This window comes from Polynucleobacter finlandensis, assembly GCF_018881755.1.
GTDB classification, from domain to species: domain Bacteria; phylum Pseudomonadota; class Gammaproteobacteria; order Burkholderiales; family Burkholderiaceae; genus Polynucleobacter; species Polynucleobacter finlandensis.
This window is the reverse complement of the sequence record NZ_JACVPS010000003.1, coordinates 20729-43528: the sequence shown is the minus strand read 5'-3', so window position 1 is coordinate 43528 and position 22800 is coordinate 20729. Positions and strand designations below refer to the sequence as shown.

The window sequence follows — 22800 nt, the reverse complement described above, 5'->3', positions numbered from 1 at the left end:
GTGGATGATATTGCCACCCAATCACTGAAGCTGGCTCTCAAGCAAGTAGAGTTGCAGCCTAAGCTACCCAAGCTGAAGCTAGCAAATAATATCCTGCATTTTGGGGATGGGTTTAATGACATGTACGTAAAGAGTTACCACAAGTTACAAGCAATTGATGTCGTTGATCTAATAGTTAATATTGCATTAACAGAGCTTCAGATCACAGAGTTCCAATCCCGTATTTGGTGGGATCTCTCCCTTAAGGCTGGTGCTGTTGAAAATACCAAATCAACACAGGAATCAATCTCTGGAGCTAAGTGGTGGATTGATTCTGGCTCAAAGACCCAAGCCTTTTATGAGCATCTTGCCGATGGGATAACCACCAAGAGAATAAAAGACCAACTCCCTCAGATTAAAGATTCAGACATCATCGAGGTCATGCTCGATGCCTTTGCTCTATGCAATTTAGTGCAGATTGATCAGTCTATCGGCAGGGGGGAATCTAAATATTTGGTAGAGCAATTTTATGATGTGATGGAATCTCGCAGCTTAGCTAACTATTGCTTTGGGTGGGAATCAATGGTGCGCGAGAACAGCGAGTCAGCTAAGAGGAAAGCAAGCTTACGCTATCGTAAGGATCCCAAGCAATTAGACAAAGTAAATGTCAAAGAATGCTGGGATCTATGGCAAGCCGATCCAAGGCGCTACAAGAATAAAACTACTTTTGCTAATGACATGTTGGGGAAATTTGAGTCTCTTACTAGTGAAAAGGTCATCACCGATTGGTGTAGAGAATGGGGCAGGCAAATATAAGAATGTCAGTTTGCTAGCAGGGTGCGCATCTTGCTGGCACACACCTTCTCGCCAAGGCTCAATAGAAATAAATTACTTCTAAGCCTTGATTGCCCATCTTGAGCAACCGGCGCATTAGGAGTAATAAAAATGACTAGGATTAACAACGGATCACCAGTAATTCCTTTGCCAGAAACTTTACCAGCAGATGGATTGAGTCGCTGGAGTGATTTAAAAAATATCATTCCCGTTAGCCGAGAAAAATGGCGTCAACTAGAAAAGGTTGGCAAAGCCCCTAAGATTATTCGTATGGGTATTCGCTGTTCCTTTCAGAACAATCGTGAGATTCATCGCTGGTTAGCCGATCCTTTGAACTATCAAGTCGAGGGATAAATCATGAAGACCCACGATGCCACAAAACTACACCGCCAAGTCGCACTTAAGCCCGTTCCCTACTTCCCACTCTATGCAGCCAACATCATCGCCGATCGAAGTTATAGGCTCATGAGTTTGGTGGAAAGAGGTTTATTACTGAGCCTTTATCTTGAGTGCTGGGTTAATACCAATGCGCCCCGCAATTCCGCCAATCTAGCCAAAATTCTTGGTATTCAGGATAAGGAGGTTGAGAGTGGGTTAACTAACAATGTGCTGCACTATTTTAAGGAGACAAATAATCAGTTGCACAGCCTAGAGTTAGATGAATATCGCGCAGGCTTTCTAGCCAAGCGTGAAGCACAGTCCCTTGGTGGTATTGAAGGCGCATTACGTAAGGCAACAAAAGCTGAAGCTAAAGCGAAGGCTTTGGCTATAAAGGGTGAAGCGAGTATTGAACAGCAAAAACAATCCCAAGGTCTACCTAAAGGTGTACCTGAAGGTTCTTTAAATTCTATTAAGTCAACTTCTATTAATTCAAATTCTTTAAAGTCAAATGCACTTGTAGTAAAGGAAGTATCAGTGGATGAAGAGGATCCGTTTATCAAAGCATGTTTTAGTAGTGACGTATCAAGCGAATACTTACATCAATCTAAAGGACGCTAATGCATGAATGAGATTTCTTTGAAGACGTTCAGGAAGGATCATTTGTCAACTAGTAATGCAAAAGGACATTCCAGAGTCTTATAAATAGACTCTGGAGCACTCTTAGTACGAGTCACTGATCGAGGTAGCCTAAATAATTAAAGAGCTCTCGATGAGTGCAAAGCCCTTTAGAATCGATTTAAATAATGATGCGAAATAGGGTTTAATAAACACATCGGTACGCGCGCGCACGAAATGATTTAATAAGTCTGTGGTGCATTTACTACTGCCGGGTATTGCCTTTTGGAAAATGCAAATCAAAGTAATGCAATACGTACTTAACAAACCTATATAGACAATGACTTAGCGGGCTTGCGAATGATGCGTGTAAGACGCGTTATGTAAAGTAAGAGCAGTAAATACTCTTAAAACAGGGGGTAACACGCGAGTCACACCCCCATGCGGACCAAAAAACAAAAGACCCCGGGGGCATGAGGACTCCATACACATACCTACTCACGCGCACTAGCTTACTTTAGGTATCTCATACTGACGCAGGAGCTTCTGAAGCTCTGATTTCTTTAGCGCATGCAATACCAAGATGAGCTCAGCCATCTCATCATCTTCACAGTACAGGTAGCACAGGGGTAAATTAAGTATCTCAGCTAATTTTTGAGCTGTTGCTAGTGCTGGCTCATGGATACCAGTCTCGTAGCGGCTGATTCGAGCGCTACTGGAGCCCTCATCTAAGCCAATGAGTACACCTAGCTTATCTTGAGGAAGATTCGCCCTCAACCTAGCCTCACGCAAGCGCGTGCCGATCAGGTTATTGGTAGTTTCAGTCTCTTTGCTGGGCATTCTACGAAGATCGCAGAATCACCTTGCTTAGTCTCTACGTAAAACGTAGTATTGAAAAGTGAGCCTTTAATTCAAGGCGATAGCTAGGCGACCAGTAATACCTGTTAGCGCAAAAGTTAAGCGTCAAAGCGGGATTCTTATGCAATAGCTCTAAATAGATAGGACTTCATAGTGCCCAATCCAGTTGATGAGAAAGTTGTTGTAATAAGAAATATCCCTATGCAAGGTTCTTATCTTTGGGTTTATATTTTTGCTATCGCAATGATCTTTCTGACATTTGTATCTAGCATAGCCACACAATCGAAAGTGCTCATTGGACCCGTTATTTGGGGCTATGTTGCGTATTTGATGCATAAGCAGAAAAATGCGAGTCTTGTTACATTCTTTAAAGCCCTGCTAATAATTACCGGAGTTGGTGGGGCTGCCTTCATTCTTATATTTTTCAACAAATATGGCTTTGAAGAAAATAGCGCTGGTGATCTTCCCACAATTGAATATATTTTGATGACGATATTCGGTCTAGCGGTCTTTTATTCATTCATGAAATTCTTTCAGAGACAAATAAAGTCCGCGGAAGATGGGCATAAGAAGCGCGAAGAGATAACATCGAACGCTAATTACTCAAAGCCATTAATACTAACAAGACAGTGGTCTCAGCGTCTGAAGAAGTTGATCACTGGGAAACCACTGCTTGCATGCGTAACTATGGTTTGCATAACAGTAGCATTCATTTCCTGGCTGCAAATCTATATGACACCATTACAGATCTGTTTGAGAGGTGAAGAGGAGCGCAATATAGCCAAGGAAAAGATGCATCCCTTAGGTAATACAGAAAAGTGGGCGGTTCGGGAAGGCTTCATTGAAGGACCCTCAAAAATAAGCCTTAGAAAATGTCTTGAATTAACATCTTCTTATAAACAGGGCAACTAACATTCTGTACGATCTTATAAATGCCCTTCTCTGAAAAATTAAACCAATCCTCCATCTATCCATTTAATGGGATCTGGGAAGCCATCTTGGCTATGCAGAACCCTCGCTACAGAAATGATCATCTTGATAGACAAAAGGTAAAGGCTAGACTTGAAATAACTAGTCCCTATAAACTGAGATGAAGTCTATGAATAATCCATTTGAAGAGCAACCAACTCAAAAGCAAATCAATGCTTCACATATTGATTACGGTAATAAGGGGATAACTATTGTTTGTGGTGCTAACTGTGGCTGCAGAGAGCCTCGTAGCGAGACTTCTAACGTCAAGCCAATCCTATGGCTAAAGTTATTCAAGAGGCTCGCCAAGCCCTTCTCTAGGAGCTTGGCTAGTAGACTCAATGATTAGATTAATTAATTAGTGCTTCATAAAATCTCTTGATTTCAGGCTCACAACGTACATCATTTTGCTTGATGGGTCGCTTCAATCTAATTCCATTCAAAGTTCTGCATCTGCTTAAAGCAACATATACCTGCCCAGAAGCAAATGCACCAGCAGATAGATCTACATTTACTTGATCCATCGTTTTACCTTGGCTTTTATGGATGGTGACAGCCCAAGCAAGCATCAAGGGGATTTGCTGATAACTACCTATGACTACTGGACTAATTTTCCCAGTAGTAGCATCCAACTCATATTTGTAAGACTCCCACTTATGGCTAGTTACATCAACAATATGCGACCCAGACTGAGTCTTAATTTCAACCCGCACCATTTCACCAATAAATTCCCTAACAAACCCAATCGTTCCATTAACCCAACGTTTTGGCATCGCTTTATCGTTAGCTGTAAACATGACATGAGCACCTACCTTTAATGTCAAATTCATCGGTGATGGTAGATTTCGCTCATCTACATTAAATTTACCGTCTAGTAAGCCAATAAACATAGTCGGCGAACCTGAAATCGCCTCTAGCTCAGACTCATTGATTGAGTCGGCTTTAGCATTGGTAGTCGTCAGCGTTATTGCATACGAGCTGTCGGAGGCGTATTTTTCATAACACTCCCTATTTAGAATCTCAATTGCTTCATCAATATCTTCATTAACTCGAATATGGTTAAGAATGTCTACAAATTGCTTATCCTTTTGACGAAAGATCTTTTGCAGCTCAATCATCGTCATTTCTTTGCCAGTTAAAGCCATAGCATTAAAGAAATGGGCTTGTTCATAGCCTCTATCTCTTAGCAATGCCATCTCGATGGTGTTGATTACAGGCGGTAACTGGAAGAGATCGCCCACAAACATGACCTGAACACCACCAAAAGGCTTTCCTTGCTGAGGACCGTTGATACGAAGAAACAAATCAATGGCATCTACGATGTCAGCCCTCACCATTGATATCTCATCAATAATAAGTAGGCGTATGCCTTCATACATTCGCCTATCTTTAACGGTCTTGATGTCCTCCTCAGGGAAAATGATTCTTGGTGGCAAGCGAAAAAAGGAATGGATTGTTACTCCCCTCACCTGCAGTGCGGCAACTCCAGTAGGAGCAACTACTACTACGTTACCCGCAACTTTTTCCCTTAAATACCCAATTAAAGTAGTTTTTCCTGTTCCAGCTTTACCACTGACAAAGATAAACGGATCATGCGCATCTATAGCCTTGATTACCTCTAAGTAATCAGGCGTAACCTCTATCTCTTCATAGTTTTGAGCGGGAAATACGCTGCTAGCAACATAAGACTTAGTCGGAGTCCTCGCTGACGCCTTCCTCAACTCATCTACATTAGCCTTCTTTGAGCCAACAAATTCCTCAAGTTTCTTTAGGAAGCTCATTGCTTATAAGGGGCTATATATTCAGCCTAGGAAGGCTATTAACAATCTTCATTGTTTCCAAGCTAACCGTAATTACACGTTGAAATAGTTTTAATGGATAAGCTGGATCGTGAATTGTTTCATTAGCCCATTCATTAGCATCATTGACGATACCGCTATCTTTATTTGTAGAGATAGATTGACGTTCCATTACCCACTCCAATGCAGGCTTGCCATTAACTACATAGTCATAAGCCTCAAGTGGTATATCTAAAATGGTGATTTTTGGGTTATATGCAACACGAGACTTATCACCCCTTACTAGAAACTTCATCTGTGTAACTCGATAGTCTGACTCAGTCAATCCGTCCATTTGATTTTCAAAGCGGACCGGGTAGAGTGAAGCAGTCTCATAGTTAAGATGCAAGTCAGAAAGCCTCCTTCCAGCGTTACTGAGCAACCAAAAATCACTTGGGGATTTAACTGCAGGAATTCGTGGCAATTCCTTGCTTAAATTATCAGAATATTTTTCACGATAATCAGTGCTGTGCAAAATTCCATAAATGTAATAAAACAGATCTTCCTTGCTGATATTTTGATCGGGGTATCTTTCTAAAAAATGGTTTAAACCCGAATCACTAACGCCATCTCGAAGAGAAAACCTTCCATCTTCAGAAATCTCGCCCAACGTAGTTGATGAGAACAAATCACCATCAGTTGAAATATTATCTGGCAGGGGTTCGTATAACTTCAAAGGGAAGCACTGCCCATTAAATAAAACCTGTAGATCGGGAATTGAATTAGAAACTAGTGCACTAAATTGCTTAGCACCCTGACCCGTAACACAAATCACTAAATTTTTAGCATGAGAGTTTGGAAAAATCTTAGGAATTTGACCCATTCTGCTATTAAACAAATTATTAAAATATAGCCATTGCTTTTGAAATGGTCGATAAGTACTTAAGACAATATTTTGGGCAGTAAAATTACCGAGCTTATTTCTAGTTAAATCAGCAATCAAATTGCTTGACCAACTTATTTTAGTTTTGTCGGTATTAATAAAAGACTCCACAATTGGATAGCTCGCTTTATTCAACCCATTACATGCATCCTTATATCTCTCGACTTCAGAATTATAAAAATCGATCATCCGACCCATATTTTTTGAAAGCTGATTCTTCGAAAAGTTATATACCCAGGCATCACGATTTGTAGCCACACCAAGAGAGAAATTATCAAATATCGTTATAGAATTTTTATCTTTCTTGTCTCCCAAGCTGATATGCTCACTAAAACTATCATCTCTCTGACCTATCCAATCGCAGTGTTTATCGGGCGTGATTTGGACCCATTTATTAGCTTCAGATATTCCAGCTGTACTTTTAAATAAATCAATTTTCTCCAGCTTTTCTTCACGACTTAGATAGTCTCCAATGTCATGAAAGTATATTTTTCCATGCTCATTAGCTTCGGAGTTCTTGATTAAGATGGAGATTGAGATTGGCGTCCTACTACCACCACCAAAAATCTTTCCACCTTCTTTTCTTGAGAGCTCCCCAGATGTTCTTTGATTCCCTCTCAAATGAAATACGTAAATACTACTAAATTCTTCGGCTAAGCATTTTCTCAGCCCATCGCATGCATTAGCATCTAGCCATCCTGCATTACTTACAAATCCAATGACGCCACAATCACCAATCCGATCGCTAGCCCAACGCAATGCTCGGATGTAGCTGTCATATAACCCTTTCTGCAAAGTAGCACTTGAGCAATGTGCATAAGTATCCTTAATGCGCCCATCTAGTGACGGGTATTCAATATTTGCATTTCCATCATTCTCGCTGCGCTGACCGATAGAGTAAGGGGGATTCCCCATGATCACGCGAATATCTAATGCCTTCTGCTTTTTCAGACGTTCATTGTTATCACGTAATGATTCTGAGACTAGATCTTCTTTTTCATATAAAGCAAAAGTATCAGTCAAACAAATACCATCAAATGGAACGTAGTCACCCCCTTCGATAGAGTGGTATACCTGCTCAATGTTGATAGCTGCAATGTAATAAGCCAGTAGAACAATTTCATTTGCATGTATCTCGTTTTTATACTTATAGGCTAACTGCTCTCTATCAATTAGCCCACTTTGCAATAAGCGGGTAATAAAAGTTCCGGTTCCGGTAAATGGATCAAGAATATGTACATTCCTATCTCCAAGGGTTTGACCAAACTCATTCCTTAATGCGTCATTAATACTATGAATAATAAAATCAACCACTTCCACTGGGGTATAGACAATTCCCAACTTCTCTGTCATTTTGGGGAATGCATTTCTGAAAAACTTATCGTATAACTCAACTATGATTTTTTGCTTAGCTCCAAGATCATCAATGCCTTGTGCTCGCATCTTCACGCTGGCATAGAACTTCTCTAAGGTATCAACCTCTTTATCTAAATTATGTTCATTGAGTGCATTAAGAACATCCTGCATAGCCTTCGAGACTGGATTGTTTTGAGCAAAACTATAACCCTCAAATAAAGCATCAAACACCGGCTTAGTAATAATATGTTGTGCCAGCATTTCTATAGCCTCTTCGCGGCTGATGCTGTCATTAAGATCTTCTTTAAGATCCTTTAGGAACTTATTAAATGCTTTTATTTCTGCCTTATGCTCCGTATTCTCTAATATGGCAGTAATCCGGCTGACATGGGTCTGAGCAATCCTTGCTATATCCGATGCCCACTCATCCCAATACAACCTATTTCCACATTTTTTAACCACCTTAGCCATGATGGCTCGCTCTATTTCGGTAATTTCGATGGGGAGCTCTGCCTGCTTAGGATCTTCGTAATCCTTGGGAACGCCACCAATTACACCGCCCTTACCCTTCTTAAGCTTCGGTTTACCCTTACCAATATCGGCGCCAGGTTCAGTTATTTTCCTGGGAGGGATCTTGTCAGTGATGGCGATTACTTCCATCTTTGTTTTGTCTTGACCAGCAAGATCTAACTTATTAATCATTGCATCAAAGCGATCATCATGGGAACGCAAGGCTTGCAATACCTCCCAAACTACCTTGTAACTCTTGTTATCGTTTAAGGCTTCCTCAGGGGTCATGCCTCCGGGAATAACTACTGGAAGGATGACATAGCCAAGCTGCTTCTTACTATCTTTTGGCTTACGCATTACACGACCAACAGACTGCACTACATCAACCTGTGAATTTCTTGGAGTGAGAAACAAAACTGCATCCAAAGCTGGGACATCAACACCTTCAGATAGGCAGCGAACATTACTGAGAACACGGCAAGTATTTTCTGGAATCTCGGCTTTTAACCAATCGAGCTTTTCTTCTTTTTGAGAGGCATTCATACTGCCGTCTACGTGTGCAGCTTCGCAAATTAATTGACTAACTGCATCCTCATGGTCCGGGTTTTCTTTCATCAAAGCAGCGCGATATTCATCAACTACTTTTTGAAACATGCTTGCAATATTTTTACTACTAACTTTATGAGTTTTAGCGCCTTTATTGATTTCAATAACTTGGCAGAAAGCAACTGCTCTCTTCATGGGCTCTGGATCGAGCTCTAAATCTACCTTAGTATCCTGCTTAGAGAGCGCCCTCCAGCATCCAACGATCTTTGCTGCATCATCTACACGCAGGCTATTGTTTTCATCTGCTAATACCTTTTGTAGATTTTTACTAATGTGATCTTCGCTAATAGTAAGAACAATGACCTTGTAATCTACTAATATTCCACGCTTAACAGCCTCAGAGAACGAGAGTGTATGCAATGTCTTGCCATATTGATCTTCATTGTCCATGTCATACAGAACAACGCTGTCATTCTCAGCCTTAGCCTTTGCAGCAACGCCGTATACCCTTGGTGTAGCGGTCATATAGACACGCTTCCTAGACTTAATGAAGTCGGCGTTATGAATTTTTACAAACGCCGACTCATCATCACCGTCATATACAGCGCCAGTTGTTCTATGCGCCTCATCGCAAATGATTAAATCAAAGTCTGGTAAATCTTGCTTCTTTTGGGCGTCTGAAATGACTTGGATTGAATGATAGGTAGAGAAGATTACGTTTAGATGATCGCCATCTTTACGTTTATTAAATTCATGAGATAACGCTTTTGGGTTGGTAGTGGCTGGATAGCGTAGTTCGTGAACCAACATTTGGTAGTCATCGTCTTTATCGCGCTTTTTACCTACTTCACTATCAGAGCAAACGGCAAAGCTATGCATCGGCAAGGTAGATTCCTGGGTCCACTCAGTTAGAGTCTGTGACAGTAACGAAAGTGATGGAACAAGAAATAGGACATTTCCGCCTTTGCCAGCCACCTCTTCCGCCAGGCGTAAAGCAGTAAAAGTTTTACCAGTACCGCAAGCCATAATCAGCTTGCCCCTATCAGCAGTTTCTAATCCATAACTAACATTACTAATGGCGTTACGCTGGTAGTCTCTAAGCGTTTTTGCCTCTGTTAAGACAACTTCTTTTTTATTAAAAGTTTCAGCCCAGTCAATCTTGCTGTTTTCTAGATCACTAAGGGTTATCTTCTGCGTAGGAGTGTTTTGACCCTGCATGGCATCATCTACGTGATGACTGACATTATCTGTAGTCAAAATCAATAAACGCTGCGTAAAAGGCTTCTTACCGGATGCTGTAAAAAATGAATCTATGTGTCGCTTATAAAGCGTAGATTCAGAGTCGTAAAACTTTGCCTGAATAGCGTGATACTCATCGGTCTGTTTTGTTCTTGCAACCAAATCAATTCCGGTATCTGTGCCAGGATCAGGATTACCTTGCTCTATCCAATACTTGCGCCATTCTTCCCATAGCCAGACATTTTCATAAAGATCCTTGTATTTGGGCTCATTTTGAAAATAAAGCTTACTGAGGTTTTCAAAATAATTTCCCTTTTCACGCTCAGACTGCGAGGTGACACGGAATGAGTCTAAAACGTCTCTTAAAGCTGTCATATGTGGGTTTTTTGGTAATTTTTGTATTTCATTAGATTACCATGCGTACCAACCTAACTAGACGATGGAATTAAGAGATTTAAGGACTTTAAAACCTTAACTTCACCGCCTCTTTTATAGTTAGCGACCATGCAGTGCGGCATACAAGACTGGATTAACTTTTTGAAGTGCCATGTCATCTCCGTAAAGATCGCCCTGCCGTTGCATTTCTACACAAGCTTGTTTTGGTGATGAGAGCTTCATCATCCTTGTAACATCGAGCATGTCTTGCTCTAGTGCTGGCATTAAAATTGGTGAGCCAAACTTTATCCTCTCCTCAGCCGTTCCAAGTCTTGGCGTGTCTTTAATCCACTGAGCAGAGGCAATTTGGTATTCATCATCATTAACTTTTTTAAATGCCATTACAAAAGCTGGAATTGGCACACCCAACTTCTCACAATAACGAGCCCTAAAAATAGCATTCATTGAATAAAATCCAAGGAATTGGTCTGACGCTTTTTCAATTCTTGTTCTAACGCCATTGCCACTCTGTAGATCCTCACCGCCAGCCCTTATAGCGGCTGTAGCTGACGCTTCGCTCTTGGTTTGATTGGGGTTCTGCTTTAATTCTTTAGCGGTTTCGCCCTCAATACGAGCGTTAATGGAATTCAACATTTCTACTTTATTAGCGGTAGAGGGGTTTTGCTCTGAACCCTCGGCAGAAAAAGTTGACACTTGAGACTTGTAGGAGCTCTCTGTACCTCCCACTTTAAATTTGTCCCCAACCAATTCGAAGGCTAAAAATATGCCAAGGATTGCAATAATCCAAACTGCACGCTTAATAAGTTTATTGTCCATTTTTAGCTTTCTTTATTCTTATTCTATCGACTATATCCTCATGTGTTGGCTACAAACTCTATTCCTCAAAAGGCTCACGGGTGTAATGAACCACAGTCTTATCGGGATCTGTTTGGATCTTCGTCCTACGATGAGATAACTCCGACCTTACCGCCTCCTCAAGATCTTTAGCAAGCCTCACGGCATCTTCCTTTTGTTTAGCTAACTCAGATGCAGGAAGTACTTGCCCTGACCTTAGAAGAGTCCTGAGGTCTTGTTTATCAATTACTTCATGGGAAAGTCTTTCTCGAGTAACTTCAGGCTCAGGTACTTTGCCCGCCCTTCTTAGCCCCCTATCTTTTTCATCCTTACGGAACTCTTCTTGGGACTGCTTAAAATCCTCCGCTAACGAAGTAAGTCTTTTGGGGATTACTTTGGCAAAGAACTCTGCGTCACTCATCTTGGTCTTTGGATCTATTCTTATGCTGATGCATTGGGGAAGACTGAGTCTACCCCTTGATTTCGCTGTTAATGAGTTATTCATGGAAATGGATCTATTTTTTATAATAAATAGGTATATGCTTTCCTTAATAAACAGTAACTAGATTCAATCCTTTATTAATAAAAAGAGACGCTATGAATACATTTAAAAAGGTAGTTTTGATCTTTGGTGTGCTAATAAGCTCAATGAATGTCTATGCGGGCTGCGTAGGCTATTCCGGTCCTGGAGGACCCTGTTCCACTGGACCCGGTGGTGGTCTCTCTACTGGTCCTGGTGGCGGTTTATCAACCGGACCTGGTGGTGGCATGTCTACTGGTCCCGGCGGTGGCATGTCTACTGGACCCGGCGGTGGACTCTCTACAGGTCCTGGCGGTGGTCTCTCCACCGGACCTGGTGGTGGCATGTCTACTGGACCTGGTGGTGGCATGTCTACTGGACCTGGTGGTGGCATGTCTACTGGACCCGGCGGTGGATGCTCAAATGGTCCTAGCAACTGGAGAAACCCAAACTGTCAATAATATTTAGCTTGCACCAAAAAGAGCGCTAAACATCCTACTTACTTATCAAGAGAGTAAGTAGGTACATAAAGCACTTAGGGGAACAAATAGGGGAACATTGTAATTTAAGTAACGAATTTATTTCAATAAAATCATATAGTTACAATTTAGATTCAATTGACGCCGACTCCACCATTTTGAAGTATGTAACAGTCCAACGCCACCCACCAGGGTGGCGTTTTTCTTTACAAATAGTCACACTGATAGCCATCACATCAATTAAATTGGTAACTCATCCCTGCCTGAAAGTTTAACGGGGCACCGGGGAAGATTCCATCTGGACTTCTACTAGCAATGTATCTCTTATCAAATACATTATTCACAACCCCAAATACTTTCCAGTCTTTATTAATGGCATAGTTTGCACTCCAATTCACGGTAGCAAAAGCAGGTATCTGACCCAATGTGCCAATAGTATTTTGTGCTGCTGTATTAGCTGAATCTGCATATTGAGCTGAGACGTAATTTAGACTCAACAGAGTATTGAAATGATTCTTTTGGTAATTAATTCCAAAGTTTGAAGTAAGGTCAGGGGTATAAGGAATGCGATTCCCATCTCTACCCAAAGAGCTGGCACCAATAAATTTCGCTACTGGAATATAGGTAGCATTACCCTTAAGACTCCAGTTGGAGCTAAGCTCATAGCCCAAGGCCAACTCCATACCTTGGTGCAAGCTTTTACCTCCATTCGCTTTTGTAATTCCCGCCGCCAAACTTTGGTTCACAATCTGATTGCTAAAGTTCATACTAAAAACTGCGGTGTCGAATGAAAATTGGCCAGACCGGCCGCGTAAACCTAATTCCATATTGGTTGAACGCTCTGGATCTAATTGCTGATCAACCCCCTTATCATCAATTGCCGTCGATAGCTGTGCAGGTGCAAAGCCTTTATAAATGCTGCCATAGATCTGAGCCTGTGGCATCAACTGCCAAGTTGCGCCAATTTGCGGGACAGTTTCTATATTTTTAGCATTACCAGCCTTGCCGGTAATCACATTCGAGCGATTTTGGTTATAGCTCTCAACGCGTACTCCAGGGATCAAGTTGAAATTTTCACTCAGTAAGAATCGGTTTTCGGCATACATGGCAACCGAGTTTGCCTTGTTTTCCTCATGAAGGGAGAGGCGGCCGGAATGCGCAAAGGTTTGAGATGTCACCACTTGATTGGATTGAGATTCGGTATGTAAGCGAATGCCAAAATCAATCTCGTTTTCAACGCCAAGCGCATTGTAAGCGTGTGACAATCGAGAGTCTAATCCGAGCATTTGATACTCTCGATTGCGACCAGCTAAACAATCTACACCCGCATTACAAGCCCTATAAATAGTGGCATCTTGCGTGCGATTAACAATCGATTGCCTCCAATAGTCTCTTGTTATTCTGCTCCAATACACCAATGTATTCATCTTGGTATCGGCGCTGATCTCTAATGCATGATTTACATCTACTGCATTTCTTTGTGTGATGAAATCATCATTCGGAGCCGGATTACTGCTTGACTTATTGGCATATTGATTGGGTCGCAAGCCAACATAAGAGGTATTGATATTGTTATCGTAATGAGTGTATTTGAGGCTTAGCCACTGATCTCGAGAAATCTCAATACCGCCTTTGAGTAATATGTCGTACATCTTAAAGCCATTGTTTTGATATCCATTTGATTCCGATTGAATAATATTTAACCCACCTACCGCACCATTTGAGTCAGACCTTCCCCCAGCCTCAATTTCAGCCAAGTGATAACCATAGTTGCCAGCTTTCCCAGTGAGCTTAAAGCCCTGGGTTGGTGTTTTTGTCAGGTAATTAACCACGCCTCCAATATTTGCAGGGCCATACTTCAATCCCGACGCACCCTTTAAGACTTCAATCCCACTCATTCTCTCCGCTGGAGGGCTGTAATAAGCTGCATTCGAAATAAATAAACTGGGCTGTATCGGAGCGCCATCCTCCAACAATAAAACCTTCGAACTACGACTTGGATTTAATCCTCTAATACCAATATTCGGGATGGAGCCAAGCCCACCCTCATCGCCGCGAATATTAATACCTGGAATAGTTTTCAAAGCATCCTGTAATGATTGCGGCTGCAATATATCCAGCTGTTTTTGATCAATAACATCGACTGTGCCGGGAATTTTTGAAAGCGCATTGTCTTCACGCCCGACAATATCTATTCTTGGTAGCTCTATATCTTGCGCATTTGTTAAATTTGAAAAAGATACCCCATATAACAGCGCAGCTAATGAAACTGAGGCTAGCTTATTTTGACCATGCCAAACATCTTGATGCTTCATATACCATCTCCAGTGATAACAACAAAAAATCGCTGGCTATATGCATATGAAAATGCTCTTGCTGGCTAACAATTACTTAAAATTCATTTCGTCAAAATTAACTTTCTTAATTTAGTCACGCGCAATTGATATCGGTGACCATCATGCAATATAAATACCAATTTTCCGGGGCCTAAAAGGGTATCGCTCAAAACTGTCTTGGGCATTTCTGGGGCTGATTGATTCAATTTAGATTCAGAGCTCGAAATATTTTTCTCAATCATTCCTTAGCCTTGTAATGTAAATTGCACGGGAACTTGGAAACAGTCATTGGTAACTCGATTGCCATACCCAGAAATGGGCAAGAATTTCCACTGTGCAAGAGTATGAAGAGTTGATTCATCTAAACTCTTATGCCCTGAACCATGGAGAATGCTGAGCTTATCGACCGCCCCTGTTTGATTGATGCAAAGCTTGGCAGTCACGACACCTTCCTCTTTTAAGCGCCTACTGCTTAAGGGGTATTTTGGTCTTGGGTTATAAATTTGCTGCCTAGGATATTTACTGGAAGAACTAGAGCTCTTACTGGCGATCTCTAAAGACTGCTCAGAAGCAGTCTGTGCTGATGTAGTGGCTTGTAATTGTTTTTCAGGCCCTGAAATCGAAGGTTTTTGTACTCTTATGGATTTGCTAGCTCCTGCATCTATGATATTTGCAATCATGACCTCCTCAAAGATGGGGGTTCTCTCCTTGCTAAATGATGCCATGCCAAGCAACACAAGAATGTGCACACCAACTACCAAACTAACAATGGATGAATTACCAAGCTCTAAGCGAAAGCGCAAAATTTACCCTAAATGAAAATGGTTCTCATTTATTTTAAGGAAGGTGCTTTGTATTAACAACCCTTCTAGACTTACGTGTAGAAGGTATAGGGATATTCAGACGAATACTATTTCGAGCACAATCGCCAAAGTGATGTGACCTCGGCAGATCTAGCAGCATGCAAAGCATCTGTTTGATCAAAGACTTTTTTGTGTTGCGGCTTGGTATCTTCTCGCTTTTGAACTCGCAGTCCTGCTTGCTCAATCCATTCCAGTAACTCCACTCTTGTGCGTAGGCCAAGATGCTCTGCAAGATCTGACAGAATTAACCAGCCCTCACCATCGGGTAATAGATGCTCTTTAAGCCCCGCTAAAAAACCTTTCAGCATGCGGCTCTCTGGATCATAGACGGCGTGCTCTAGCGGTGAACTCGGTCTTGCTGGCAGCCAAGGTGGATTGCACACAATCAATGCAGCCCTACCCTCTGGAAACAAATCGGTTTTCTGGATTTCAATTTGCGAAGAGAGATCCAGTCTGTCGATATTGTCTTGGGCACAAGCAATCGCACGATCATCCACATCAGTGGCAATAATTTTTTGGATATCGCGCATTGCCAAAACAACCGATAGAGCACCGGTCCCCGTACCAATATCGAACGCAAGAGAATTTGTACTGACTGCTTTTGGCCAAGATGCATTGCAAACCAATTGAATGTATTCACCGCGCACGGGAGAAAAGACGCCGTAATGCGGATGCACACAGATTGGCTCATCTCCTCTTGCCAGAATCGGCACACCATTCTTACGCCACTCATGCGCACTAATGACCCCAAGTAATTCACGCAAGGAAATCACATAAGAATCGGCTTGCTCTCCATAAACATCAAGACAGGCTTGCTGGACATCTGGCGCCCGACGCAAGGAAATGGAATGATCCGTATTGACTTGAATCAGCAGCATTCCCAAAATGCGAGCACGCTGCGACTGGGCTAAACGATGCAGATTGAAAGTATCCAGCGGACTCTTAGTTTTCTCTTTATTCAGCTTATCAACCCTTTTAGATTTCTTAGTAGGTTTATCTACCCGCCTTACTAAGGCCTGCAAAAGTTGGCGGGCATTCTGAAAGTCGCCGCGATACAGTATTGCCGTACCCTCACACGCCAGACGGTAAGCGATATCAGCCGTTAAGGTGTCATCAGCAATCTGAATTTTTTTATGAGGGGCAATCCCATTTTCGGAGTGCCACTTGGCGGAACAGGCTTGTCCACCTTCATCCCAGTGAATCATTAAGAGACCACGAAGCGGTTGTTTTGATAATCGTGAATCGCCTGCTCTATCTCGGCACGGGTATTCATGACAAAAGGGCCATGTTGAACAATCGGTTCATGCAAAGGCAGCGCTGCCAACACAATCAATTGCGCGCCAGTAGCGCCAGCCTTCACCTTTAATTGATCGCCCTTACCAAGCACTATAGCAGCTTGCTTAGGAACGCTTTTTAGGGGCTCGCCCACTTCCAACTCGCCTTCGTAGACATAGAGAAACGCATTATGTGCCTCGGGCACAACATGCTCAAACTCTTCACCTGGGGGTAAATGCACATCTAAAAATAATGGGGCGGTAGTAATTCCCTGAATGGGACCTTGAATGATTTCGCCCTTACTTTCATAAGAGCCAGCAATCACTTTGACAGACCCGCCATTAGCCAAAGATAGCTTGGGAATATCTTCCACTTGAATATCTTGATAACCCGCTGCCTTCATCTTTTCTTTTGCAGGCAAATTAATCCACAGCTGAAAGCCACGCATCGCTCCGCTCACCTGCTGAGGCATCTCCGAGTGAATAATGCCGCGCCCTGCGGTCATCCACTGCACTCCACCCGTTTTTAAATGCCCTTGATTACCGAGGTGATCTTCATGCAACATGTGGCCTTCTAACATGTAGGTCACAGTTTCAAAGCCACGATGAGGGTGAGCTGGAAAGCCAGCAACATAGTCATTTGGATCATTAGATGAAAACTCATCCAACATTAAAAACGGATCTAATCGGACTTGCTGTTGCCCACCCAAACTTCGACGCAACTTAACTCCAGCGCCATCAGATGTAGCAATTCCAGGAATAACGGTTTGAACATTACGAATCATGTCTTGCTGACTATTTACCCTTAGGCTGGCGGATGATCTTCTGGATTAACATCCAAAGCGATCAAGAAACGCGACACCATGTTGTAAGCAGCAATTACCGTAACCAATTCAACCGTATCGGTACTTCCCAATGCTTTTTGTAAGCGCTTCATTAACTCTGGATCAACTTTGATACTGCGGGTCATCTGGAAGGTTAAATCTGCCGCATCATTTTCCACTTGTGAAAATAGATTTTTCGGGAAACTGGCTTGTCCAATTAAACGCAGGCCTTGAACTTGCTCTTCGGTACCGCCAGCCTTTTTAAAAGGAGGAGCATGGTGGAAGAACTCGTACTCGGCACCATTGAGAACGGCCACACCACACATAGCTAACTCACGCAGCTTAGGATCCAAGGATAAGTTATTGCGAATCTCACCAATAAAATGATTCCAGCCTTCTGCGATTGGCACACTATGCAAAAGCATGCGATCTAAATTAATAAACTGACCGCCACGACGTTGACGAATGGCGGCGACCAAATCAGCAGGCTCAGCCAAATCCATTGGCTGGTAAGGAATTAAACGTTCAGTCATAAATACTTTCTCAATGTCTCAGTGCGATAACTTGCTTATTGCGCTGTTTCTTTAATATTGTTCTCAATCACAAACTTACCCCACACAGCAATCTGTTTGCCAATGAAATCGCGCAATGCCTCAGGATTACCAGCAACAATTTCAATGCCTTGCGCCTTGAATTTATCAGCTACAGCCGGAGTCTTCAGGGCTTTTGTGATAGCGGCATTCATGGCATTCACGATAGCTGGGGGAGTCTTACCTGGTGCCAATACTGCCCACCATGCCGGCGCATTGAAACCCGGAAAACCACTTTCCGCAACCGTTGGGACATTAGGCAATCCTGGTGCTCTTTTGGTCGTGGTGACTGCCAAAGGAATAATGCTGCCGCTCTCAATATGCGGCTTCACCAAAAACTCTGAGCCAATAGCCAGCTCAACTTGTCCACCTAATGCATCCTGCATTAAAGGACCGCCGCCACGATACGGAATATGGTTCCAATCAAAACCTGCCTGCTTTGCTAAACGAGCCATTGCAAGATGTCCTAGGCTGCCAATACCAATCGAACCATAGCTAAACTGCTTACCGGTCTTAGATAGGTCTACTAACTGCTTAAAACTCGTAATTCCCGATTTTTTGCTAGCAACGAGCACCATTGGGGATGTACCAATTAAAGTCACAGGTGCAATATCTTTAATGGTGTCGTAGGGCAGTTTATCTTTGAGGCTTGGATTAACGCCGTGAGTATCAAACACTACTGCAAAGGTATAACCATCAGGATCGGACCGAGTCATTGCTGAAGTCCCGATCACGCCAGAAGCACCGCCAATGTTTTCCACAATGACGTTTTGCTTTAGCTCAGCTTGCAGAGTTGGGGCCAAAATGCGCGCCACCTGATCCACTGATCCACCGGGTGGGAATACAGCGATCAATCGTATGGGTTTTTGGGTGGGCCAAGTGCCGACTCCAGCAGTCTGGGCGCTTGCCACTCCAGATGCTCCAATCAGCAATAAACTAAACAATATGGCTTTTTTAGCCATTTTCAAGAAAATCTGCATGCCACGTCTCCTCTAGGTAAGACGACAAGATTACCACCCCTCGCAGACTGATGTTTGATAATAGAGGGTGTAGCCAATAGAGACTTAGCATGAAACCCATTTTGAACATCGCCGCGTATTTATTTGTCAGCCTTGATGGCTTAGCAGAGCTTCGCGCGAAGATGTTGGATCACTGCAATGCCCTCGAACTCAAGGGAACGATTTTGCTCACCGGCGAAGGAATCAATATGTTCCTGGCGGGCAAAGAAAAAGAGATGCGCAGCTTTTTAGAATGGCTTCGTGCAGATACTCGCTTCAAAATCATCGAAGTTAAAGAAAGTTGGTCCGATGAGCAGCCCTTTAAGAAAATGCTCATCAAACTCAAGAATGAAATTATTCGAATGAATCACCCTGCCATTCGTCCTGAAGAAGGACGTGCGAACTTCATTACCCCAAAGAAATTACAAGAGTGGCTGGATCGAGGTACTGATGACCTAGGTCGCCCGGTTGTCATGGTGGATACACGCAACGCCTTTGAGGTGGATTACGGCACCTTCGAAAACGCCCTGCACTTCAATATTGAAAAATTTACACAATTTCCTGAGGCGATTAAGGCTAAAAAAGAGGAGCTTGCAGGTAAGACCTTAGTTAGCTTCTGTACCGGCGGTATTCGTTGTGAAAAGTCCGGCCTGTATATGCGGGAAATTGGTATGCAACATAGCTACCAATTAGAAGGTGGAATCTTGAAGTACTTTGAAGAGGTTGGCTCCGCGCATTACCAAGGCAGTTGCTTTGTCTTTGATGAGCGCGAAGCCTTAGAGCCCACCCTAGACTCCATACCGATAGAGCACTCTATTCGTAAGAAGCTCAAAACCGGCTAAGGGAGTTAGGGCCGCATTAAATCGACTTACCGACCAAGGTAAAGTGCTCCACAAATGGCGGTTTAGCGAAGAATGGCCCTACAATGGCGCGCCAGTCTGCAAAGGCTGCAGAGCCCCGAAAGTCAACAGTGTGATTTTCCAGAGTATCCCAGTAAATAAATAGTAGGTAACGGGCCGGGCTTTCAATGCTGTGATTAACCTTAAAACCCTGAAACCCCTTGGATTTAGCTATCACCGTCTCCACCCCACGCAAAATAGCCTCTTCAAACTCCTTCTGCTTGCTAGGGTCGATCTCAATATCGCAATGTTCCAAAATCATGGGTTTTCCTTTATCAAAAAAAATCTGTCATAAATAGTAAAATTCACCTGTATTACAAGATTAATCTAAAAACAATAACCCGGGCCAGAGACATGTCTAATACCCCCAATCGGCAAACGCCGATTTTTTTGTCCTATTTCCTTGCCGTAAGCCTGAGCCTGATGACTGGCCTTGTTAGCGCACAATCTTCGTCCAATTATCCTAGCAAACCCATTAAGTTAATTGCTCCCGTCGCTGCTGGCGGAGGCTTAGATAACCTTGCTCGCAAAGTAGCTGACCGGCTATCCAAAAACTTAGGTCAAACGATTATTGTGGATAACATGGGTGGTGGCGGTGGTGCCATAGCGTCCCAAGTAACCGCCAAATCTGCGCCCGATGGCTATACCCTGATGATTGCCTATGTTGGCACGCATGGCACTAACCCGGCGGTTCGTAAACTGACTTACGACGCTATCAAAGACTTCACGCCCGTCGGTATGATCGGTGCAACGCCAAATGTCTTAATCATCAATCCAGCCTTACCCATTAAAAATCTTAAAGAATTTATTGATTACGCTAAGAAGAATCCTGCCAAGTTAACTTATGGAACCTCAGGTCCTGGCACACTCACCCATCTAGGTATGGAGCAGTTCAAGATGGCCTCTGGAATCTTCATGGTTCATGTTCCCTATCGTGGTATCGCACCAGCATTTACCGATCTCCTTGGAGGACAAACTGATGCCATGCTTCCAACTTTATTTGCTGCCATCCCTTATTTGAAAACAGGTCGCGTGCATGCATTAGCGGTTACCGGTCAGAAACGCAGTTCTGCTGAACCCAATATCCCTACTTTTAAAGAATTGGGATATGCCGGTTTTGATGGGCAACAGTGGTATGGTATTTCAGGCCCTGCAAATATGCCAGAGGCCATTGTGACTAAGCTCAATACCGAACTCAATAAAGTGCTAGCCAGTCCAGAGTTCAGCCAAGAAATGTCAAGTGAAGCAATGACCTTGATGCCGATGACGCCTCAACAATTTGGGACCTACATCAAAGAAGATATTGCACGCTGGACTAAGGTCGCGAAAAGCCGCCAAATTGAAATCGAATAAAACATTCACTTACTAGAAACAGGAAATCACATGTCTCAAGCTATTGCCGCAGCAGCAGATCTTAATGCCCCTCCCGTTACCAAGATCTTGGCTGAATTCGTTACCTTGCACCCAAGTCAAGGGTGGACCCCTGAAGTTGACCATGAGGCGCACCGCACCTTCTTAAACTGGCTCGGCTGTGCAATTGGCGCCGCGAATCATGAGAGCGTGGAATCTTCTTTGGCAGCCATTCGTGAATTCCAGCCAGCACCTCAAGCCAGCATTCTCGGCCGCAAAGATCGTGTTGATATGGGTGGCGCAGCTCTGATTAACGGCATCAGCTCACACACTTTTGACTTTGATGACACTCACCTTAAAACCGTGATTCATCCTGCCGGACCTGTAGCTTCAGCTATTTTGGCTTTAGGCGAACATCTCAATGCCAACGGTCGTCAAATCATCGACTCACTGATTCTGGGTATTGATGTAGCTTGCCGCGTTGGCAATGCTATGTACCCAGACCACTACCATCGCGGTTGGCATATTACTGGCTCTACCGGCATGCTCGGTTCAGCCGCCGCCTGTTCTCGCCTGATGGGTCTTGATCTACAAAAAACCACGATGGCTCTGGGTATTGCTGCATCTCAACCCGTCGGCATGCGCGAGCAATTTGGCACGATGACAAAACCATTTCACCCAGGTGGCGCAGCCCGTGCAGGACAACTCTCTGCACTCTTAGCCAAGCACGGCTTTACTGCCAGCCCTAAAGCATTAGAGGCAGGTCGGGGTTATATGCAAACGGTTTCCACCAAGTGTGACTGGTCAGAAATTGATCGCGCCCTGGGTAAATCATTTGAGATTTCATTAAACACCTACAAGCCATTTGCTTGCGGTATTGTGATTCACCCTGCGATCGATGCTTGCGCCCAATTACGCGCCCAAGGCGTTAAGGCAGATGATGTTGAGCGCATCGAATTACGCGTACATCCACTCGTACTCGAGTTAACCGGGAAGAAAACGCCTAAAGATGGTCTGGAAGGTAAGTTCAGCGTGTATCACGGCTGTGCTGTTGGTTTGATTTTTGGTCAAGCAGGTGAAGGCGAATACGCTGATGACATCGTCAATCGTGCTGATGTTGTGGCTTTGCGTGCCAAAGTCAACGCAACTACCGATACTGCAATTAGCGAAGCTTCAGTCGATGTAAAAGCAATTCTCAAGGATGGTAAAGAAGTGCATGTGTTCGTGAAGAATGCCATTGGCTCCGTTGAGAACCCAATGAGTGACACAAACTTAGAACAAAAGTTCACCAGCCTAGCCGAACCCATCATTGGCACAGAAAAAACCCGTCAACTGATTTCTGCTTTGTGGAAATTGGGTAGCGCCTCGGATCTTAAACACATTTTGAGCCTTTGCACTCCAGACTAATTTCACTAGAAAGTATTCAGTA

21 protein-coding genes are annotated in these 22800 nt (G+C 43.3%); 8 read left to right on the top strand and 13 right to left on the bottom strand.

The genetic code is table 11. The features are described 5' to 3' along the window. The 3 genes from ICN49_RS02430 (at position 1) to ICN49_RS02420 (ending at position 1812) form a co-directional block, all read left to right on the top strand. Positions 1–795 carry a hypothetical protein gene (locus tag ICN49_RS02430; RefSeq protein WP_216165450.1) on the top strand — a complete coding sequence of 265 codons (795 nt, stop codon included), beginning with the start codon at positions 1–3 and terminating at the stop codon, positions 793–795. A gap of 129 nt (positions 796–924) precedes the next feature. Further along, on the top strand, positions 925–1167 hold the full coding sequence (locus ICN49_RS02425) for a helix-turn-helix transcriptional regulator (protein ID WP_216165447.1): 243 nt from the start codon (positions 925–927) through the stop codon (positions 1165–1167). A 3-nt stretch (positions 1168–1170) separates the two neighbouring features. After that, positions 1171–1812 (top strand): hypothetical protein, encoded by a 642-nt coding sequence (locus ICN49_RS02420; RefSeq protein ID WP_216165445.1) that lies wholly within the window; start codon positions 1171–1173, stop codon positions 1810–1812. A 504-nt stretch (positions 1813–2316) separates the two neighbouring features. On the opposite strand, the gene ICN49_RS02415 is transcribed toward ICN49_RS02420, so the two are convergent. Then, on the bottom strand, positions 2317–2649 hold the full coding sequence (locus tag ICN49_RS02415; protein WP_216165443.1) for a helix-turn-helix domain-containing protein: 333 nt from the start codon (positions 2647–2649) through the stop codon (positions 2317–2319). A gap of 171 nt (positions 2650–2820) precedes the next feature. Between ICN49_RS02415 and ICN49_RS02410 the strand changes: the two genes are divergently transcribed. Next, positions 2821–3579 carry a hypothetical protein gene (locus ICN49_RS02410; RefSeq protein ID WP_216165440.1) on the top strand — a complete coding sequence of 253 codons (759 nt, stop codon included), beginning with the start codon at positions 2821–2823 and terminating at the stop codon, positions 3577–3579. A gap of 407 nt (positions 3580–3986) precedes the next feature. On the opposite strand, the gene ICN49_RS02405 is transcribed toward ICN49_RS02410, so the two are convergent. The 4 genes from ICN49_RS02405 to ICN49_RS02390 all read right to left on the bottom strand — a co-directional run bounded on the left by ICN49_RS02405 (position 3987) and on the right by ICN49_RS02390 (position 11659). Next, complete coding sequence (locus ICN49_RS02405) at positions 3987–5417, bottom strand: ATP-dependent DNA helicase (RefSeq protein ID WP_216165437.1); 1431 nt, start codon at positions 5415–5417, stop codon at positions 3987–3989. Positions 5418–5430: 13 nt separating this feature from the next. Further along, positions 5431–10383: a DEAD/DEAH box helicase gene (locus ICN49_RS02400; RefSeq protein WP_216165434.1), complete on the bottom strand. Its 4953-nt coding sequence runs from the start codon at positions 10381–10383 to the stop codon at positions 5431–5433. 120 nt (positions 10384–10503) lie between these two features. Then, complete coding sequence (locus tag ICN49_RS02395) at positions 10504–11220, bottom strand: hypothetical protein (RefSeq protein WP_216165428.1); 717 nt, start codon at positions 11218–11220, stop codon at positions 10504–10506. Between the two features lie 58 nt (positions 11221–11278). Further along, the gene (locus ICN49_RS02390) at positions 11279–11659 is read right to left on the bottom strand and encodes a hypothetical protein (protein ID WP_216165423.1); all 381 of its coding nucleotides are present in this window, start codon (positions 11657–11659) and stop codon (positions 11279–11281) included. 176 nt (positions 11660–11835) lie between these two features. On the opposite strand from ICN49_RS02390, the gene ICN49_RS02385 reads away from it, so the two are divergent. Continuing rightward, positions 11836–12219, top strand: coding sequence for a hypothetical protein (locus ICN49_RS02385; protein WP_216165419.1), 384 nt, complete (start codon positions 11836–11838; stop codon positions 12217–12219). Between the two features lie 254 nt (positions 12220–12473). Here ICN49_RS02385 and ICN49_RS02380 read toward each other — a convergent pair whose 3' ends face one another. The 7 genes from ICN49_RS02380 to ICN49_RS02350 form a co-directional block, all read right to left on the bottom strand. After that, positions 12474–14552 (bottom strand): TonB-dependent receptor family protein, encoded by a 2079-nt coding sequence (locus ICN49_RS02380; protein ID WP_216165416.1) that lies wholly within the window; start codon positions 14550–14552, stop codon positions 12474–12476. A gap of 83 nt (positions 14553–14635) precedes the next feature. Then, positions 14636–14758 carry a hemin uptake protein HemP gene (gene hemP, locus ICN49_RS11715; RefSeq protein ID WP_369411500.1) on the bottom strand — a complete coding sequence of 41 codons (123 nt, stop codon included), beginning with the start codon at positions 14756–14758 and terminating at the stop codon, positions 14636–14638. Between the two features lie 60 nt (positions 14759–14818). Next, positions 14819–15376, bottom strand: a complete 558-nt coding sequence (locus tag ICN49_RS02370; RefSeq protein ID WP_216165409.1) for an energy transducer TonB — start codon at positions 15374–15376, stop codon at positions 14819–14821. Between the two features lie 107 nt (positions 15377–15483). Further along, positions 15484–16641 carry a 50S ribosomal protein L11 methyltransferase gene (locus ICN49_RS02365; RefSeq protein ID WP_216165406.1) on the bottom strand — a complete coding sequence of 386 codons (1158 nt, stop codon included), beginning with the start codon at positions 16639–16641 and terminating at the stop codon, positions 15484–15486. After that, on the bottom strand, positions 16641–17495 hold the full coding sequence (locus ICN49_RS02360; RefSeq protein WP_216165403.1) for a pirin family protein: 855 nt from the start codon (positions 17493–17495) through the stop codon (positions 16641–16643). The genes ICN49_RS02365 and ICN49_RS02360 overlap by 1 nt, the downstream gene beginning before the upstream one ends. Positions 17496–17515: 20 nt before the next feature. Further along, a complete protein-coding gene (locus ICN49_RS02355) occupies positions 17516–18067 on the bottom strand; it encodes a carboxymuconolactone decarboxylase family protein (protein WP_216165401.1) in 552 nt (183 codons plus the stop codon). A 35-nt stretch (positions 18068–18102) separates the two neighbouring features. Continuing rightward, a complete protein-coding gene (locus ICN49_RS02350; RefSeq protein ID WP_216165399.1) occupies positions 18103–19104 on the bottom strand; it encodes a tripartite tricarboxylate transporter substrate binding protein in 1002 nt (333 codons plus the stop codon). Between the two features lie 89 nt (positions 19105–19193). On the opposite strand from ICN49_RS02350, the gene ICN49_RS02345 reads away from it, so the two are divergent. Continuing rightward, positions 19194–19964, top strand: a complete 771-nt coding sequence (locus tag ICN49_RS02345) for a sulfurtransferase (protein ID WP_216165396.1) — start codon at positions 19194–19196, stop codon at positions 19962–19964. Between the two features lie 16 nt (positions 19965–19980). Here ICN49_RS02345 and ICN49_RS02340 read toward each other — a convergent pair whose 3' ends face one another. Beyond that, the gene (locus ICN49_RS02340) at positions 19981–20283 is read right to left on the bottom strand and encodes an antibiotic biosynthesis monooxygenase family protein (RefSeq protein ID WP_216165393.1); all 303 of its coding nucleotides are present in this window, start codon (positions 20281–20283) and stop codon (positions 19981–19983) included. 92 nt (positions 20284–20375) lie between these two features. Here ICN49_RS02340 and ICN49_RS02335 point away from each other — a divergent pair, with 92 nt between their 5' ends. Together ICN49_RS02335 and ICN49_RS02330 are read left to right on the top strand one after the other, a co-directional pair. Then, positions 20376–21374 carry a Bug family tripartite tricarboxylate transporter substrate binding protein gene (locus ICN49_RS02335; RefSeq protein WP_255535368.1) on the top strand — a complete coding sequence of 333 codons (999 nt, stop codon included), beginning with the start codon at positions 20376–20378 and terminating at the stop codon, positions 21372–21374. Positions 21375–21404: 30 nt separating this feature from the next. Beyond that, positions 21405–22778, top strand: coding sequence for an MmgE/PrpD family protein (locus ICN49_RS02330; RefSeq protein ID WP_216165390.1), 1374 nt, complete (start codon positions 21405–21407; stop codon positions 22776–22778). The last annotated feature ends 22 nt before the right edge of the window (positions 22779–22800 follow it).

What these genes read in the sequence shown, in the direction of transcription:
- ICN49_RS02400 (WP_216165434.1), bottom strand. Translation starts at nt 10,383, where the DNA reads ATGACAGCTTTAAGAGACGTTTTAGACTCATTCCGTGTCACCTCGCAG.
- ICN49_RS02420 (WP_216165445.1), top strand. Translation starts at nt 1,171, where the DNA reads ATGAAGACCCACGATGCCACAAAACTACACCGCCAAGTCGCACTTAAG.
- ICN49_RS02380 (WP_216165416.1), bottom strand. Translation starts at nt 14,552, where the DNA reads ATGAAGCATCAAGATGTTTGGCATGGTCAAAATAAGCTAGCCTCAGTT.
- ICN49_RS02405 (WP_216165437.1), bottom strand. Translation starts at nt 5,417, where the DNA reads ATGAGCTTCCTAAAGAAACTTGAGGAATTTGTTGGCTCAAAGAAGGCT.
- ICN49_RS02335 (WP_255535368.1), top strand. Translation starts at nt 20,376, where the DNA reads ATGTCTAATACCCCCAATCGGCAAACGCCGATTTTTTTGTCCTATTTC.
- ICN49_RS02350 (WP_216165399.1), bottom strand. Translation starts at nt 19,104, where the DNA reads ATGCAGATTTTCTTGAAAATGGCTAAAAAAGCCATATTGTTTAGTTTA.
- ICN49_RS02365 (WP_216165406.1), bottom strand. Translation starts at nt 16,641, where the DNA reads ATGATTCACTGGGATGAAGGTGGACAAGCCTGTTCCGCCAAGTGGCAC.
- hemP (WP_369411500.1), bottom strand. Translation starts at nt 14,758, where the DNA reads ATGCCCAAGACAGTTTTGAGCGATACCCTTTTAGGCCCCGGAAAATTG.
- ICN49_RS02415 (WP_216165443.1), bottom strand. Translation starts at nt 2,649, where the DNA reads ATGCCCAGCAAAGAGACTGAAACTACCAATAACCTGATCGGCACGCGC.
- ICN49_RS02395 (WP_216165428.1), bottom strand. Translation starts at nt 11,220, where the DNA reads ATGGACAATAAACTTATTAAGCGTGCAGTTTGGATTATTGCAATCCTT.
- ICN49_RS02425 (WP_216165447.1), top strand. Translation starts at nt 925, where the DNA reads ATGACTAGGATTAACAACGGATCACCAGTAATTCCTTTGCCAGAAACT.
- ICN49_RS02345 (WP_216165396.1), top strand. Translation starts at nt 19,194, where the DNA reads ATGAAACCCATTTTGAACATCGCCGCGTATTTATTTGTCAGCCTTGAT.
- ICN49_RS02355 (WP_216165401.1), bottom strand. Translation starts at nt 18,067, where the DNA reads ATGACTGAACGTTTAATTCCTTACCAGCCAATGGATTTGGCTGAGCCT.
- ICN49_RS02390 (WP_216165423.1), bottom strand. Translation starts at nt 11,659, where the DNA reads ATGAGTGACGCAGAGTTCTTTGCCAAAGTAATCCCCAAAAGACTTACT.
- ICN49_RS02385 (WP_216165419.1), top strand. Translation starts at nt 11,836, where the DNA reads ATGAATACATTTAAAAAGGTAGTTTTGATCTTTGGTGTGCTAATAAGC.
- ICN49_RS02340 (WP_216165393.1), bottom strand. Translation starts at nt 20,283, where the DNA reads ATGATTTTGGAACATTGCGATATTGAGATCGACCCTAGCAAGCAGAAG.
- ICN49_RS02360 (WP_216165403.1), bottom strand. Translation starts at nt 17,495, where the DNA reads ATGATTCGTAATGTTCAAACCGTTATTCCTGGAATTGCTACATCTGAT.
- ICN49_RS02330 (WP_216165390.1), top strand. Translation starts at nt 21,405, where the DNA reads ATGTCTCAAGCTATTGCCGCAGCAGCAGATCTTAATGCCCCTCCCGTT.